Source organism: Ruegeria atlantica (assembly GCF_001458195.1).
Classification (GTDB): domain Bacteria; phylum Pseudomonadota; class Alphaproteobacteria; order Rhodobacterales; family Rhodobacteraceae; genus Ruegeria; species Ruegeria atlantica.
Map to the genome: position 1 here is coordinate 138,305 of NZ_CYPU01000049.1, position 16,443 is coordinate 154,747.

Sequence of the window (16,443 nt, forward strand, 5' to 3'; positions counted from 1 at the left end):
CGTTCCGTGGCCGTCCGGCTCGGTCGTAACGGTCAGCTACACTCCCTGCAGTGGTGTGCTACACGTGACAGAGCGAAACAAAAGGTAACAAGCCATGGACGCACCTATCATCCAACTTGTCTTCATGTTCGTCTTGCTGATTGTCTTGATCTGGCTTTACATCCTGCCGATCACGATGGCGGGACGCCGCAAAGTACATCGCTCGATTCCATTTATGCCAAACCACCAGCAGCGGATGTGTCGGTCAGCAAAAACAATCTCGCGATGGCTGGCTGTATCGAAACGGCAATGCGTTCGGCATACTCCGAAGGTGGTGCAGGCATCCCGCAATCATTACGCCCGACCACAGCAGTTGTACCCGGAGCCGGGTATGTTGAAGTTCGCACATCGTCGTCATCCGCTTATACCGGTACATGGTACGGACACGTGATCAGGCTGATCGAAAAGTCCCCGAACAGCACGCAGGCGCAGCTATATCTGGGCAACAACAGTGCAGATAGTACTTACGCCACACGGGCATTCAACGCCTGTATCTAGCTACCTAGTATCTCGTAAAATCCTTTGATCCGCACGGCTTTTTAGCTGTGCGCGGCTGCCTTACGCCACGTCAATCTGAATTAGTATTGAATTAGAATGAATTAGTTCGCAATTAGCTTGTCAGACTTAAAATGCAATAAAAGGAATAGGCCAATGTCAGACAGAACTATTACTCGTGCACTGCGTGACGCAGCCGTAAAAGCCGCCGAAGCTGCCGGTTATACCGTATCGCGTCAGACCGGCGTCGGTCGCGGCCCCAACCAGCGTCTGGTGCTGGAAGAGGACGGTAAGACAAAAACCGCAGCCCTGCGGACAAGCCGTGATTTCTGGGTGGCCTTTCCGCCTGATGGTAACGGTGGATGGAAGACACTGGATGATGTGGACACCGTCCTGCTGGCCATCAATGACGATTACGACAACCCAACAAAGGCGACGACATGGTTGCTGGATGCGGACAAGGTGCGCGACTGCTTCAATGAACGTGCTGCCGTTATGACCGAACGCGGTCAGACGTTGCGCGCCGGAATGGGTGTCTGGGTCTCGGCATATCCATTGGCGTCCGATGACCATCACGTTGCGGGCAGCGGCATGGTGAAGGGTGTTCTGCCTCTTGCTGTCGACGTACCGCTGGAGCCGGGCGCATCAGCAGAATTGGCACAGGCGGACGTATCGACACCGATTGACGATGCAATTGCCATGCTGGCCGAAGAACTCGGCATTGATGCGGACCGCATCAGCATAAGTATCCGGGGCGTGTGATGAAACGACCAACGCCGATGAAGTTCACCCGCAAGCCGTTTGCATGGACCGCAAACGTGGAGGGCATCGGCACCGTGCCGGTATTCCACAAGCGTCACAATGCAGCATTCAACTATCAGCACGATGCCAAGGCCTCACCGCAGTTCGACGCACAGATGGACGCGCTGGAAGCAACAAAGCGGATGATCCTGCAGATCGACGCATCCGACGATGATCTGAAGTGCCTCGGCTACGTGGGCGGAACCAGCAGCACCCGCAACGTGGCGACCGTATATGTCGTGGACAATATCCAGATTGACCGGGTCGCACGGACGGTATCGTTTGGGATTGTCGGAGCTGAGTGATGACCACCATCTTCACCCGCCGCATAGGCCGCAACCGCGCCTCTGGATAGAGGGTAAGCACCTGCAAGCTGCCGGACTGGCGCACGGCACCCGCTGTGCTCTCGTGCAGACCGATACGGGCCTTATGCTACGCGCGGACCCCTACGGCCTGAGAAGGGTCGCAGGCAAGCCCGAGCGGCCCATCATCGACATCACCGGCACGTCGCTTGGTGCGGTCGGTCGTGCCGAGACCGTGACATGTGAATATGAGGCGGGTGGTGGTCTGCTTACCGTGACGACCCAATAAGGGCACAATGCAGGGCACGCTATGCCCTGACCGGCCCGTAACGGCCTGATAACAAACAACAACACATGAGATGGGTGGTAGCGGAGGAGGGACTTGAACCCCCGACACGCGGATTATGATTCCGCTGCTCTAACCAACTGAGCTACTCCGCCATGAGTGAGAGGCGATTTAAGCGAGGGGCCGGAAAGGGTCAAGGGGGAAACACCGCCTTACAGAGATTATTTTTGCCCCGATCAATCTGCTTTGGTTGCCCGTTGTGCAGCGACCCCAGCAGTATCAGCAATTCTACGAATGAAGGCCGCGCAGGCGTCGGGTGCGGTGATCGGGATCATATGGCCCAACCCTTCGATCTTTTCGTCGCTCAGCCCGAACCGGGTCATGGGGGCACCGTTGGCGGTGGGTGAAAGTATGGTGTCTTGTGCGCCGTACAGAATGCCGCCGGGTACGGACAAGTCGGTATAGCGATCTACCTGGGCTCCGATACTTTCATCCACCCCTACAACATCCTGCGACGCGGTAACGAAGGCCGAAGGGCGCAACCCCAGCGCACCGCCGGCGCGGTCCAGAAAGTCATCTGGCGCGGGTTCCGGATAGAAAACGGCTCCCAATGTATGCGGGGCGGTCTTAGCCGATATGGGGACAGCGATCGTGTTGCCGATAAAGTTGCGCAACCACTCGGTACGTATTTCCAGCGGTTTGAAAACTTGCGGCGTGTTCGACAGCTTTTGCGTCAACGGGGCGAGCAAAGCGAGCGCTTTGGTTTTCTCCGGGTGTTCCAACGCCATGGCCAGCGATACGGCCCCGCCCAATGAGTGCCCGACCAGAACGGCGTTGGAAATGCCTTTGGTGTCCAGAAACTCTTGAATCATGCGGGCCTGTTCGGGCAGGCGCCCAAGATCGGCGCTATCGCGGGTTGAGTATCCGCAGCCAGGGCGGTCGACTGCGATGACGTGATAGTCATCCGCCAACAGGTCCATCAGAGAATACGTAAAATGCTGCAGCTGCCCCGCAAGCCCGTGGATCATGATGACTGTCTGCTTAGTGGGGTCGCCCTTTTCCACGTAATGAATGCTGCCGCCGCGCACCGGGACAATCTGTCCAGGTTGCGGGACGCGCTTCAATCCCTGCCGGGTCAGTCGCCGGGTCCACAGGTTCATGCCGACAAAGAAGCCGCCGACCAAAAGGGCGATAACTAGAATTGTGGTCATCTCATCACTCTCCGCCTGAGGAAGGGGCAGGTTGGTATTGTTCCAACCCGGATTGCGCCATGCGCTTTTCATACTCTGAAACGGTCCCGGGCCAAAGCGTCGTGTTCCGGCCCTGTGCATCCTGATACCACGAGGCGCAGCCACCCACCTGCCATACGCTGCCTTCGTGCCGTTCGCGCATCTCCTGCTCGAAGGCTTCCTGGTAGTCCGGGCGCGGAGTTATCATCTGCAACCCGTCGAGGTTCATCTGGTCCAGCACCCGGCCGATGTGGCGAACCTGTGCTTCGATCATCAACACAACCGAGTTGTGACCGAGGCCGGTATGTGGCCCGAGTAAAATGAAGAAATTGGGGAAACCTGCGATGGCAGTACCCAGATGCGCTTTCATTCCGTCCGACCATGCCTGGCGCAATGTCAGCCCATCGGATCCAGATATGTCGAGACGCTCAACAACATCTGTGACATGAAACCCGGTGCCCCAGATCAGGACGTCGGCCGGTGTACGGCTTCCGTCAGATGAAATGATCTGATCGCCCTCAATTGATGCCACACCGTGCGGGAGCACCGTCACGTTTTCACGCGCCAGCGCCGGGTACCAATCGTTTGAGCTGAGGATGCGTTTGCAGCCGATACGATAGTCCGGCGTCAGCTGTTTGCGCAGACCCGGGTCTGCGATCGCGCTTTCCAACGATTTGCGCCACATCTTCATGGCAAAATTTACCATCCGTTTTTCGCCGCGGAACACGCGGTGGCGATACTCGAAGACCATGTAAATCAGTTTCCGGCGTGCCCAAGGTAACACCGGGATGCTGCGGTAAAGGCGGCGTAACCAGGGCGCGATTGGGCCATCCGGGCGGGGCAGGACATAGGGCGCGCTGCGTTGAAAGATTGTGACGTGTGCAGCAGTTTTCGCAATTTCTGGAACAAACTGGACAGCGGATGCGCCGGTTCCGACAACTGCGACGCATTTTTCCTCAAGCGGCGTGTCGTGATCCCACTCGGCAGAGTGAAAGCAAGGCCCGGGAAAACTGTCCGCACCGGGTAAATCGGGGATGCTGGGCAGATGCAGTGCGCCTATGGCCGAGACCAGAAACAGCGCCGACCAACGCTGCCCACTTTCGGTTTCCACCTGCCAGCGCATGCCGTCCCAGCGGGCAGATTTCAGCTGCTGACCGAAATGGCATAGCTCGTAAATCCCCTCATCAAGGCAGACCTTTTTCAGATAGGCCTGAATTTCAGCGCCGCCCGCATAGGCCCGACTCCAGTCCGGGTTCAGATGCGTTGCCATGGAATAGAGGTGCGATGGGATATCACACGCGACACCGGGATAGGTGTTCTCACGCCACGTCCCGCCAATCTCATTCGCTTTTTCAAGGATCGCAATATTCTTGATGCCGCGTTTTCGGGCCTCAATCGCCATCGTCAGGCCGGAAAATCCAGCGCCGACGATCAGCATATCGGTTTGATGTTCCATGCGCCCGTCCCTCCCAAAACGACCGATATGGTTGGGTCAGACTATAGGCGCTGGAATGCGTGAGAACAGCCTCTCGTAGGGTCAGGCGCCGTTCACGGTTTATTCAGCCGCGCAGAATTTCACCATTTGGATCAAAGGGCGGCTCGGACAGAATGGTCGCCTTGTGCGGATGTCCCAATACCATCACCTCGACCTTATCCCCTGCTTTGGCATCGGTCACAAAGCTAAGCGCCAGAGACATGCCGACGGAATAACCATAAGCGCCTGACGTCACGCGGCCGATACCCTTACCATTTTTGAAGATTGGCTCACCGCCGGTCGCGTCGGCGTTCGACGCGCTGGTGTCAGCCTCATCCAGATGCAAAAGGACAAGCTGTTCGCGGGCAAGGTTGGCTAAAACGGCCTCGGCTGCGTTCTTGTTCAGAAAGCCTTTGCTAAACTTGCACAACCGATCCAGACCTACTTCATGCGGCCAGTATTCGGGGCTGTATTCGCGGCTCCACGATCCATACCCCTTTTCGACGCGCAAAGACATCAACGCCCGGCTGCCAACCGGCCCCGCGCCGAACTCCTGCCCGGCTTGAAGCAGCGCGTCGTACAGGTTGGCCTGATCTTCGGTGGCGCAGTGCACCTCCCAACCCAGATCACCTGTGAACGAGACCCGCAGGGCCAGCACCTCGATCCCGGCCAGTTCGATTTTCGCCGACCGCATGAACGGAAAATCCTCGGTGGCGAGTGGGGTATTAGTGAGTCGTTGCAAAATCTCGCGCGATTTTGGGCCCGCGACGTTGAACCCGCACACAGCTTGGGTCTTGCTTTCGAAAGTGGTGCCCTTGGGCAGAGGAACCTGCTTGAAGAACCGCTTGTGATAGCGTTCCGCCATGCCTGAACCGATGATCCAGAATTCGTTCTCGGCCACGCGGGTAACGGTGAAGTCCCCAGCGATTCCTCCGCGTTTCGAGATCAGCGGCGTCAGGCAGGACCGACCTTCAGCCTTAGGCATAGTGTTGGCGAAAACTGCGTTGAGCCAACCCTCGCCCCCGGGGCCTTTGCAGACATATTTGGCAAAGTTCGAGATGTCGATGATTCCTGCGCGGTCACGCAGCATACAGCATTCCTCGCCAACTGGTCCCCACCAGTTCTGACGCGTAAAACCATTGGTGTCTTTGGCGCCCGGAGTGTCTGCGAACCATAGCGGATGTTCCCAGCCAGCATTCAGGCCGAAGACGGCACCCATTTGAGCCTGCGTGTCGTAGACAGGGCGCGTACGCGCCGGACGACCTGCGCTGCGCTCTTCGTTGGGGAAGTGAATGGCGAACCGGTGGGCGTACTGGTCCTGAACGCGGGCCATTGTGAACTCTTTCGTCGCCCAGTCATCGAACCGAGCCATATCCCAGGCGAACATATCGTACTGCGTTTCACCCTCGATGATCCATTGCGCCGCCATCAGGCCCATGCCGCCGGATTGCGAGAAGCCGGGGATGATACCGTTGCAACAGAAATAGCCGTCGACCTCGGGCACTGGTCCCATCAGCACGTTGCTGTCGGGCGACCAGATCATCGGCCCGTTGATAACCCGTTTGATACCGGCTTCACCCACGGCGGGCAGACGTTCGATGGCGTTCATCATATTCTCTTCGATCCGTTCCAGATCGTCGGGGAAGAGATCATGCGCGAAGTCGAGTGGCGTGCTGTCCTCGGCCCAGAATTTCATGTCCTTTTCATAGGCGCCAACCAGCAGGCCCTGACCTTCCTGCCGCAGGTAGTATTCGCCGTCGCGATCACTAACCGAAGGCAAGCGCGTGCCGTGCGCGGCCACGTCCGCCATGGTTTCGGTCAAGAAGTACTGATGTTCGGTCGGTTGCAGGGGCAGCTCGATGCCAGCCAATTTGGCGACTTCGCGACCCCACAGACCGGCGGCATTGACGACCCAAGGGGTGCGGATATCGCCTTTGGGAGTCCGCACAATCCAGGTACCATCTTCTTGCTGGTCGGTTGCGGTGACCGGAGTGAAGCGATGAATCTCGGCCCCGCGCTGTCGGGCGCCTACCGCATAGGCATTTGTGACGCCCGAAGGGTCCACATTGCCGCCGTCAGGTTCGTACATCACGCAGCGGATGCCATCGTAGTTGACCAGCGGGTTCAGACGCTGAGCCTCTTCGATGCTGATCTCATAAAAGTTCATGCCGTAAAGCTTAGCCTTAGCGGCCTGCAACTTCAGTTGATGTTCGCGTTCTTCGGTCTGCGCCAGATACAGCGAACCGGGCTGGAACACGCCACAGCTTTGGCCGGTTTCGGCTTCAAGCTCTTTGTACAGGTTCATCGTATAGTGCTGAATGCGGCTTATATTGGTGCTGTCGTGCAGCCCGTGGATGTTCGCCGCGGCGTGCCAAGTGGACCCGGATGTCAGTTCATCCCGTTCCAGCAGAACCACATCCGACCATCCCAGTTTGGTCAAATGATAGAGGATCGAACACCCGATCACCCCGCCGCCAATCACCACCGCCTGTGCATTCGTTTTCATGAGCCTGCCGTATCAAAGTTGGTCCCACCGCCATGTGTCATCATCGCGATGGCATCGGCAACGGACATAAATTTCATGTTGGGTTGAGTGAGTTTAATCTGAGGCTAAACTCAGAAATCCAGCTTATGCGCCCGGCCATATGCGACCAGCCGTTGGTTCAGCGCATCAGCTTCGGGCGCGCCGGATTCCAGCGCGAAAATGAAGGCATGTGTCAGGTAGAAACAGGCGGCGTCGATGTCTTGCATCGCTTCATGCTCATCCGCCGCTATCGTATAGCATCGGATCAGATCGGCATTATCATTTCGATCATGCGCGTCCAGCAAGAGGCGATCCAGCTCCTTTTTGTCCATGGGCGTCCCCTTCTACGGGCAACTGGTCAGCCACCCAGCGGCTGACCAATCCTAAAGGGTTACTCCACGCGGCCGTTTTCAACTTGCGTCGCGACCCAATGGTGAAAGTTATGCGTCGGGCCATCCATCGCGGGCGAGAACCGACCGCCATCGAATAGCATTCCATGCCGGCCCTTTTGCATGCCTTCGACCACAAAGACATCCTCTTCGAACACGGTTTTCCACAGCTGCGCATTTGAGGCGCGTAGCCCGTCATGTTGGGGCGTGTCTTCGACGCTTTTTGCGTAGTATAACTCGATGTGTTCTACCGTGTTTTCCTGATCGACCGGCTCCAACACGATAGCGAATGCATGGTCCCGCTGAACGCCCAACAGAACGTTCGGGTACAGCGCTATGTACTCTGCGCCTTCGTCCCATTTGTCGCTTAGCCCATCGAAGTCCGGGAACGTTGCTCCGTCCTGATCTGTCAACTGGCGATAGACCATTGTGCCTTGTCCGGAATACTGGCCGCGTACCTCGATGTTATAGTGATCCTCCAGCCTGGAATAGCTGTTCAGACCGGGATGCACCCACGGCAGGTGATAGCTTTCGCAATAATTCTCGACCGCCAGCTTCCAGTTGGTCTTGACCTCAAGCTTGAACGACGAGGTTTCACCGCCGTGAAAGACGGGTTTGTCAAACTCTCCCCATCGCTCCAGCAGGGCGCCGTGAACCTCTTCGAATTCCGGCGCTGTGCCGTCAACATTCACAAAGATCACGTCGCGCCAGACGTAGGACCGCACGCGGATCAGACCCAAGTCTTCGCGATTGACGTCTTCGTGCTTGTTCTGGCCGGGACCACCCACATGCGGGGTTGCGCGCAGCTCACCTTTCAGGCTGTAGCACCAACTATGATAGGGGCAGCGGATTGCGCCGCCGATTTTGCGCGGCGTGTCTATCAGAATCATCCCGCGGTGGCGGCAGGTGTTTTGAAAAACGCCAACCTCGCCGTCTTTGTCCCGGACAATCAGCAGCGGCATGCCCAGAAAATCGACTGGTTTTGCATCGCCTTCTTCCGGAACATCCTTGCCGAAGCCGATCCCGGACCAGTTGGCATACAGCACAGAACGCTTTTCTTCGTCAAAAACGGTCGGATCGATGTAATGTTCGTTCGGCAGGCCATTTGCGACGTTTACATCGGCCAGAACGGAAGACAGCGCGCTATGCTTGTTCATCGGGCTCTCCTGAGGTTTTGCTGGATGCTATTAATCCCTATTGGCGGATTGAACCTGTTGGTCTCAATATCAGAAAAGCTCATCAGAGAGTGATTTCACCTAAACCGAACCCTCCTGAACCTCTTGAACGATCCAGTTCTTCAGGGCGCGGGCGCTTTCTGAGAGTTCTTCGTCCGGGCGTCCGACCAGGTAAAACTGGTTCGGAGCGGGGACTTGGTGTGTGCCGATAGGAACCAGTTTGCCTGATTGCAGCATGGGTTGGATCAGCCGCTGCCAACCCAGCGCCAGCCCGGCACCCTTGCGCGCAAGCTGCAGCGCGACGGAATAGCTGTTGACGCGGGATTCAATGGGCACTGTGCCATTATATCCCAACTGCTGGAACCATTCGGGCCAGGTGGTCCAGGTGCGATCTTCTGACTCCAGATGGATCAGCCGTTCAGAGGTCAGATCCTCAAGACCGGCATCCACAAGCCTTTCTGCCATCTCTGGGCTTCCGACCGGGACTAGCTGGTCGCGAAACAGCGGAGTGTGTGACAGGTTGGGATCGCTGTCCCGACCATAGCGAATGAAAAAGTCGACGTCAGGCCGATCGCGAAAGGGGCGATCCTGTGACAGTTGATCAACATTGACTTCGGGCATGTCCCGCCAGAACCGAATGACAGCTGGAGACAACCACAACGCGGCGACCGCGGTTGTCGATCCTACGGTCACCTTTCCGGCTGTCGATCGGTCGCGGATCATGCTCAGCGTTTTCGAGATGCGGCCGAAGGACGTGGACAGCGCGTCATAAAGCGCCTTGCCATCCTCGGTCAGATCAACGCCGCGATGCTTGCGTTGAAACAACGGTGTGTCCAGATCGCCTTCTAGCGCCTTGATCTGGTGGCTGACCGCGCCGGGTGTGACAGACAGTTCAACGGCGGCGTTCTTAAAGCTCAGGTGGCGGGCGGCGGCCTCAAAAGCTGACAAGGTTGTCAGCGGCGGCAGGTTGTAGTGGCGTCTGGACATGGAAGCTGGTGAATCGTTTTTTGGGTTAGTTTAGTTTTTATCAACTCAGTTTTAGTTTTTTTGAAGGTGAAAGCTATAGCGCTTTTGATGATTTGATGTTTTTCTGGCTCAAGTTAAAGGCGGATGTCGCATTTTTCGTCAATGCGTCGGTTCTGGCCGAATTCAGAACGGAGCGCCACTATAGTCAGTTCTACCAACAAATGTTGTGTTTTTCGGACTTTTTGAGAGAATTTACCGGGCGTCGCAAGACGGTACTGCGACACAATGATGTCCCGAACTGACAAACGGGAAAGGTCGAAAGGGGACGTGAAGGAGGCGCGAACCCATTCCCAGTTGGTAAGACCGAGTATCGCCTGATTGCACGGTGTGTTGAATTCAATGCAACTCAGAAGGCGCAAGACAATGCGGCGGTGCCGCATTTCTGAAACACAGAAACGAAACAAGAAAGAGCCGATACGTCTGCTGCAGCACCTTCCCCATCGTTCGAGGCGATTGGGCGAATTGCGTGAAATGCAGAGGCAGTTTCGCAATTGATACAGCACCACGGAGGAGCAACATGTCGATACCCGAACCCTTTACGGATCTGGAGATAGAAACGGCCGATGCCGGATTCTATGAAAATTACAGCGTCCCAATCGCCCTAATCAGTAAGGGCATCATGGTTGCCCTTGTGCTATGGGCACTTGTCTTTCCGGCCAATGCCAACAGCACACTTGGCAGCTGGAATGGAAAGCTGCTGGAAGTCTTCAACAGCTTCTACGTGGTCATTGTCGGCCTGTTTGTCATCTTCCTCGTCATTGTTGCCATCCTTCCAACGACCGGAAAGCGGGTTATGGGAACAGCGGGCGAAAAACCCGAGTTTTCGAACTTCTCCTGGTTCTCGATGATGTTCGGAGCGGGTCTGGGTGTCGGCCTGATGGTTTTTGCCACCGCTGAACCGTTGGGCCTGTGGGGATCGAACCCCGAAGTCGTGGCCGGTGCAGTTGCAGGCAATGATCCAGAGTCCGTTCAATCCGCGTATCGGTATACTTTCCTGCATTATGGCTTTCATGCCTGGGCAATTTACGTGGTGACCGGCCTGTCACTGGCCTACTACGCCTATACTCGTGACATGCCTCTTACCATTCGCGCTGCTCTTACCCCGCTTTTCGGTCGTCTGATGAACGGTTTTCTCGGCCACGTCGTTGACGTTCTGGGCGTTGTTGCAACGATCCTGGGTGTGTCCGTTACGATCGGGTTTGGTGTCAGCCAGTTCATCGACGGTCTGTATGCAATCACCGGCATGGAATGGATCATGGATTTTGGCGGTGAAGTACCCACGCCAAGCAAAGTTGGTCTGATCGCGGGTCTGGTTGTCATCATGGGTCTGTCGATTATTTCGGCGGTCTCGGGTGTTGGTCGCGGTGTTAAATACCTGTCGAACCTGAACCTTGTTCTGTCGATTATCCTGCTGGGCACCTTTGTGATCTTCGGCTCGTTCGTATTCGCCATGACAACTTATGGCACAGCACTGTTTGACTACCTTCTGCACTTCCTCTCGCTGAGCTTTGGTGCATACGGTCCGTTGTCGACCGAAGCGTTTGCAGCGGCTCTGCCTGCAGAAGCGCAGGCGCATGCGGCTGATCTGGTGGGTGGCGCAACCAACGCATGGGGCAGCTTTGACGGCTTTAAGAGCGGTCTTGAAGGTGCTGCGGCTGAGTTGAGTGACGAGACGCTGGCGGCTGTTTATGCAGCAGGTGAGCAAGGCCGTCAGTTTGGCTGGCAGTCGGGCTGGACCACCTTCTACTGGGCTTGGTGGATTGCGTTCTCGCCGTTTGTGGGCCTGTTCCTGGCGCGCATCTCCAAGGGTCGGTCTGTGCGTGAGTTCATTCTGGGCTGCGTATTGGCGCCGGCGCTGGTTTGCTTTGCCTGGATGACTGTTCTGGGTGGTACTGCGATTGATCTGGAATTGGCTGGTGCAGCTGAAGGCGCGATCATCGGTGCGTCGAACACCAACAAGTTGTTCGTGACGCTGTCTTACATGATCGACGGTGGACTTCTGTCCATGCTGAACGTCATGTGCGTGATCCTGATCATGACCTTCTTGGTGACTTCTGCGGACTCAGGCATTCTGGTTATGAATACCATCATGTCCGGTGGCAGCCAGGAAACCGGGGTCAAGCACCGTATTATCTGGGGTGTTATCCTGACCGCCGTGATCGGTGCGCTGATCTTAGCCGCTGGTGAAAACAACCCGATGGACGCGTTGCGCAATGCGATGATCATCGGTGCTCTGCCGTTTACCATCGTGATGGGCCTGATGATGGTTTCGCTGACCAAGGCGCTCTATCGTGATGGTCGGCGCGACAAGCATGCTGATGCAAGCACGCAGGCGGCTGAATAAGCGCAAGTCTTAGTGCCAAAACAGACGCCGCCCCAGTTGGGGCGGCGTTTTTCGTTCCGGGTTTCCGTGTCGTTTCCTGCAAACAGATATCGCAATCAGTGAGGTGCGCCGGTGCCGAATCCGTCAGTCTGATCAGCAAGATTGGAGGATTGCCCCGTGAACATTCGTACTGCGACACGCTCGGGCGGACGCTCTGCCCGCCGCGCCCTGCGCACTGCCCCGAACTTTGAAATGCTGCCTGGCCTGACTAGAGGCATCCCCTTGTGTGAAGTGATGGATGGCGCTCAAGTCGAACGTACAGACAGTGCCTCGATGGACATCCTTGAGAACGTTGGCGTTCAGTTCCGAGACCCCATCGCGCTGGAAGACTGGAAGAAGGCCGGTGCCAAGGTCGATGGCGAGCTGGTTTACCTCGACCGTGGTTTGGTGCGCGAGTTGATTGCCACCATACCCAGCGATTTCACTTATCACGCGCGGGACCCGAAAAAGAATGTGCGGCTGGGCGGTAAGCACTCGATCTTTGTGCCTATGACCGGCGCCCCATTTCTGCGCGATCTGGACGACGTGCGCCGAAATCCGTTGCTGGAAGATCTGGCGATGTTCCACAAACTCAGCCACATGATGCCCGCGCTGCATTCCTCGGCGCATCACATCGTGGAACCCTACGACCATCCGATCAGTCAACGCCACCTGCGCATCACCTATTCTTCGATGAAACACTCGGACAAAACGTTCATGGGCATGACCACCTCACCCAAGAACGCCGAAGATGTGATGGACATGTGCGCGATCCTGTTTGGCGAGGAATTCCTTGAAGATCACCCGGTGACTACCGGTAACTGCAACGGCAATTCACCACTGGTGTGGGACGAAACCATGCTGGGTGCGTTGCGGGCCTTTTGCCGTCGCAATCAACCAGTGCTCTGCTCACCCTTCGTTCTGGGGGGGGCCAACACGCCCGCATCTGTTCCGGCCACTGTGGCGCAGCTGAATGCCGAGGCGCTGAGCGCACTGGCCTACACACAGGTAATTCGCAAGGGGGCTCCGGCGATCTATGGCCACTACCTGTCGACCGTGTCGATGAAATCCGGTGCGCCGATGGCGGGTACACCCGAGATCAGCCTGATGAATTTCATGATTGGTCAGATGGCACGGCATTATGGGGTCCCGTGGCGTACTTCGAATACGTTGGGTGGGGCCAAGACTTTTGACGCGCAGGCCGGATATGAATCTGCCACCACCTTGCAGGCAGTCATGCATGCGGGCGCTAACTACATCTGGCATTCAGCCGGATGGAATGAGGCCGGGATGCACTGTTCCGTCGCCAAGTTTATCGTCGACGCCGAACAATGCGCGATGGCCCATCGCATGGCTGAGGGGCCGAAATGGCACGATTTCGATCAGGCCCTCGCAGCGGTTCCGGATGTTGGACCTGGTGGTCACTATCTTGGTCACCCCCATACACAGGACAATTTCCAGAGTGCATTCTTCATGCCCGAGCTGTTCGACAACAACTCGATCGAACAATGGCAGGCAGAAGGCAGCATTGAAATCACCGCGCGCGCCCTGAACCGCGCGCGCGCGTTGCTGGCCAAGTATGAAGAACCCAAACTCGATGAGGCGAAAAACGAGGCCTTGCTGGACTACATCGCCCGACGTGAGCGTGAAATCCCGGCCGCTGATGAGCTGAACCAAAGTTACTGAAGTTACTCCCCCGCATTCCACCCGTCCGGCCAGTTGGGCGGGTTTGTCCCTTCAATAGCAGTACGGAACACAAGCCGTGAAAATCGCTGAAATTCACATCTATAGCCACGATCTGCCTGTCAAAAACGGCCCCTACACAATGGCCAATGCCGAGGTCTGGGCGCTAGACACCACATTGGTCAAACTGGTGGCCGACAACGGGTTGGTCGGATGGGGCGAGACCTGCCCGGTTGGCCCCACTTACGCCGAGGCCCACGCCGCTGGTGCTCGGGCTGCGTTGGCTCAGATGGCCGAAGAATTATGGGGTGCTGAGATCTCTCCGCTAGGACTGCACCGACGAATGGGCGGCCTTTTGAACGGACATAACTATGCCAAGGCGGCTATCGACATCGCGGCACATGATCTGCTGGGCAAGCAGTTTGGGATCAGCGTGTCGGAACTTCTTGGCGGTGCAGAAGTAGACAAGGTTCCGTCATATTATGCGACGGGGGTTGGGGCACCCGACGATATAGCCGTTCTGGCTAGGGAAAAATTGGCCGAAGGTTACCTGCGCCTGCAAATCAAAGTTGGTGGTCGACCGGTTGAAATCGATATCGAAACCATCCGCAAAGTGTGGGAGGCAATCGGCGGGTCAGGCATGCGGCTGGCCGTGGACGGAAACCGCGGCTGGACAACCCGTGATGCGTTGCGTGTCAGCCGCGAATGCCCGGACATTCCGTTTGTCATGGAACAACCCTGCGATACGATCGAAGATCTGCAAAAGATTCGGTCACAAGTGAGCCACCCGATCTACATGGACGAAAATGCCACCAATCTGAATACGGTTATCACTGCGGTGGGCACTGGTCTGGTGGATGGGTTCGGCATGAAAGTCACGCGGATCGGTGGCCTGCAGCCCATGCGCGCGTTCCGAGATCTCTGCGAAGCGCGGAATCTGCCCCATACCTGCGACGACAGTTGGGGAGGGGACATTATTGCCGCAGCATGCACACATTTCGGCGCGACTGTTCGACCCGATCTGCTGGAAGGTGTTTGGCTGGCAGCGCCATACATCGAAGGCAATTACGATGCCCAGAATGGAATTCGCATTGAAGGCGGGCATATCCAAGTTCCAACCGGGCCGGGGTTGGGCGTCGTTCCCGACGAAACCCGCTTTGGCGCGCCGGTCGCATCTTTCTGATGGAGCATATCATGGAGTTTGCGGGAAAATCAGCTTTGGTCACGGGCGCTGCAGGGGGGATCGGAACCACTCTGGTGCGCCGCCTACGTGCCGCCGGCGCGCAGGTTGCCGTTGCTGACCGCCTGACTGACGGGATCGAGGCCGAGGCCCATCTGCCTGGTGATCTGCTGGACCCGACCTATGCCGATGCACTTCCGCAAAGGGCAGCAGATGCGCTGGGCGGGTTGGACATTGTTGTTAACAACGCAGGTGTCATTACGCGGGGTGCCGTCACTGAAACCTCGGATCAGGATTGGTCTCTGTCTCTGGGCGTGAACGTCGAAGCCCCCTTTCGCATTTGCCGCGCTGCGATCCCGATTATGGCTGCCAACGGAGCCGGTGCGATCGTAAACACCGCATCCTGCTGGGGCCTGCGCCCCGGTCCAAACCACGCTGTCTATTGCATGACCAAGGCCGCGATTGCCTCTCTGACTCAATGCATGGGGATGGACCACTCCCATCAGGGCATCCGCATCAACGCGGTTTGCCCGAACGAGGTGAACACGCCTATGTTGCGATCCGGTTTTGCCAAGCGTGGCTTCGACCCGGACACAGCTGTCGCCAAGCTGGGGCAGACTGTTCCCTTGGGGCGAATTGCTGAACCCGAAGACATTGCTGATGTAATCCTGTTTCTGGCCTCGGATGCGTCGCGCTATATCTGCGGCGCGGTGCTTGAGGTGAACGGAGGCAAGCCAGTATCATGACCCGATTTGAAGGCAAAACCGCCCTAGTCACCGGCGGACGCAGCGGGATCGGTCGGGCCATTGCTGAACGGTTGCGTCAGGACGGGGCGCAAGTATTTACCGCGCAACGCGGGCAAGATCCCAGGTTCGAAGGGATCGAGGCAGATTTTGGTGATCCGAGCAGCCCGCAATCTGTGGTAAATCAGATCGTTGAGCGGGCAGGGCGTCTGGATATCCTCGTCAACAACGCGGGCATGATGCAGGAAGTCCTTGTCGAAGACATGAGCCTAGAGGAATGGCAGCGCAACCTGACAGTCAACCTGACGGCTCCTTTTCTGCTGATCAAGGCGGCGTTGCCCCATCTGCGGCAGACGCAAGGGAACATCGTCAATATCGGCTCAATCGAGGGATTGGGCTGTAATCCTGGCCATGTGGCCTATTGTGCGACCAAAGCCGGGTTGCACGGTTTGACCCGCGCCGTCGCCGTGGATCACGGGGCGGAGGGGGTCCGGTGCAACGCGGTGGCGCCCGGCTGGATCGACACTGAACTGAACATGGGTTTCATCGACGTTCAGCCGGATCCGGATGCATTTCGCCGCGACATTGGCCGCATTCATCCCGTCGCCCGGACTGGCCGACCAGAGGAGGTTGCGGCAGTGGTAGCGTTTCTTGCGTCTGAAGAGGCCAGTTTTGTCACCGGTCAGGTCTACACCGTGGACGGCGGTCGCATGTCCAAGCTCAGCCTGCCCTGAC

The 16,443-nt window shown here is 57.2% G+C and carries 16 protein-coding genes and 1 tRNA gene; 10 read left to right on the forward strand and 7 right to left on the reverse strand.

Annotated elements, in window-relative coordinates:
• Nucleotides 1-288: 288 nt before the first annotated feature.
• The 4 genes from RUA4292_RS15580 (at nucleotide 289) to RUA4292_RS15595 (ending at nucleotide 1,926) form a co-directional block, all read left to right on the forward strand.
• Complete coding sequence (locus tag RUA4292_RS15580; RefSeq protein WP_233493462.1) at nucleotides 289-537, forward strand: hypothetical protein; 249 nt, start codon at nucleotides 289-291, stop codon at nucleotides 535-537.
• Between the two features lie 153 nt (nucleotides 538-690).
• A complete protein-coding gene (locus tag RUA4292_RS15585) occupies nucleotides 691-1,296 on the forward strand; it encodes a hypothetical protein (RefSeq protein WP_058278437.1) in 606 nt (201 codons plus the stop codon).
• Nucleotides 1,296-1,640, forward strand: a complete 345-nt coding sequence (locus tag RUA4292_RS15590) for a hypothetical protein (protein ID WP_058278438.1) — start codon at nucleotides 1,296-1,298, stop codon at nucleotides 1,638-1,640. The genes RUA4292_RS15585 and RUA4292_RS15590 overlap by 1 nt, the downstream gene beginning before the upstream one ends.
• Entirely contained in the window at nucleotides 1,624-1,926 is a 303-nt protein-coding gene (locus tag RUA4292_RS15595) for a hypothetical protein (RefSeq protein ID WP_058278439.1), read from the forward strand. The genes RUA4292_RS15590 and RUA4292_RS15595 overlap by 17 nt, the downstream gene beginning before the upstream one ends.
• Before the next feature lie 75 nt (nucleotides 1,927-2,001).
• On the opposite strand, the gene RUA4292_RS15600 is transcribed toward RUA4292_RS15595, so the two are convergent.
• From RUA4292_RS15600 to RUA4292_RS15630, 7 genes are all read right to left on the reverse strand, one after another.
• Nucleotides 2,002-2,078 (reverse strand) — tRNA-Met (locus RUA4292_RS15600).
• A gap of 81 nt (nucleotides 2,079-2,159) precedes the next feature.
• Entirely contained in the window at nucleotides 2,160-3,134 is a 975-nt protein-coding gene (locus RUA4292_RS15605; protein WP_058278440.1) for an alpha/beta fold hydrolase, read from the reverse strand.
• 4 nt (nucleotides 3,135-3,138) lie between these two features.
• Complete coding sequence (locus RUA4292_RS15610; protein WP_058278441.1) at nucleotides 3,139-4,608, reverse strand: flavin-containing monooxygenase; 1,470 nt, start codon at nucleotides 4,606-4,608, stop codon at nucleotides 3,139-3,141.
• A gap of 103 nt (nucleotides 4,609-4,711) precedes the next feature.
• Nucleotides 4,712-7,132, reverse strand: a complete 2,421-nt coding sequence (locus tag RUA4292_RS15615; protein ID WP_058278442.1) for a GcvT family protein — start codon at nucleotides 7,130-7,132, stop codon at nucleotides 4,712-4,714.
• Between the two features lie 110 nt (nucleotides 7,133-7,242).
• Nucleotides 7,243-7,482, reverse strand: a complete 240-nt coding sequence (locus RUA4292_RS15620) for a hypothetical protein (protein WP_058278443.1) — start codon at nucleotides 7,480-7,482, stop codon at nucleotides 7,243-7,245.
• A gap of 59 nt (nucleotides 7,483-7,541) precedes the next feature.
• Nucleotides 7,542-8,696 (reverse strand): aromatic ring-hydroxylating oxygenase subunit alpha, encoded by a 1,155-nt coding sequence (locus RUA4292_RS15625; RefSeq protein WP_058278444.1) that lies wholly within the window; start codon nucleotides 8,694-8,696, stop codon nucleotides 7,542-7,544.
• Nucleotides 8,697-8,795: 99 nt separating this feature from the next.
• Nucleotides 8,796-9,701, reverse strand: a complete 906-nt coding sequence (locus RUA4292_RS15630; protein WP_058278445.1) for a LysR substrate-binding domain-containing protein — start codon at nucleotides 9,699-9,701, stop codon at nucleotides 8,796-8,798.
• A 95-nt stretch (nucleotides 9,702-9,796) separates the two neighbouring features.
• Between RUA4292_RS15630 and RUA4292_RS24830 the strand changes: the two genes are divergently transcribed.
• From RUA4292_RS24830 to RUA4292_RS15660, 6 genes are all read left to right on the forward strand, one after another.
• Nucleotides 9,797-9,982, forward strand: coding sequence for a hypothetical protein (locus RUA4292_RS24830; protein WP_058278446.1), 186 nt, complete (start codon nucleotides 9,797-9,799; stop codon nucleotides 9,980-9,982).
• A 275-nt stretch (nucleotides 9,983-10,257) separates the two neighbouring features.
• Entirely contained in the window at nucleotides 10,258-12,084 is a 1,827-nt protein-coding gene (locus RUA4292_RS15640) for a BCCT family transporter (protein WP_058278447.1), read from the forward strand.
• 156 nt (nucleotides 12,085-12,240) lie between these two features.
• The gene (locus tag RUA4292_RS15645) at nucleotides 12,241-13,788 is read left to right on the forward strand and encodes a trimethylamine methyltransferase family protein (RefSeq protein ID WP_058278448.1); all 1,548 of its coding nucleotides are present in this window, start codon (nucleotides 12,241-12,243) and stop codon (nucleotides 13,786-13,788) included.
• A gap of 76 nt (nucleotides 13,789-13,864) precedes the next feature.
• Nucleotides 13,865-14,968 (forward strand): mandelate racemase/muconate lactonizing enzyme family protein, encoded by a 1,104-nt coding sequence (locus tag RUA4292_RS15650; RefSeq protein WP_058278449.1) that lies wholly within the window; start codon nucleotides 13,865-13,867, stop codon nucleotides 14,966-14,968.
• Between the two features lie 11 nt (nucleotides 14,969-14,979).
• A complete protein-coding gene (locus RUA4292_RS15655) occupies nucleotides 14,980-15,711 on the forward strand; it encodes an SDR family NAD(P)-dependent oxidoreductase (RefSeq protein ID WP_058278477.1) in 732 nt (243 codons plus the stop codon).
• Nucleotides 15,708-16,442, forward strand: a complete 735-nt coding sequence (locus tag RUA4292_RS15660; RefSeq protein ID WP_058278450.1) for an SDR family NAD(P)-dependent oxidoreductase — start codon at nucleotides 15,708-15,710, stop codon at nucleotides 16,440-16,442. The genes RUA4292_RS15655 and RUA4292_RS15660 overlap by 4 nt, the downstream gene beginning before the upstream one ends.
• Nucleotide 16,443 lies beyond the last annotated feature (1 nt).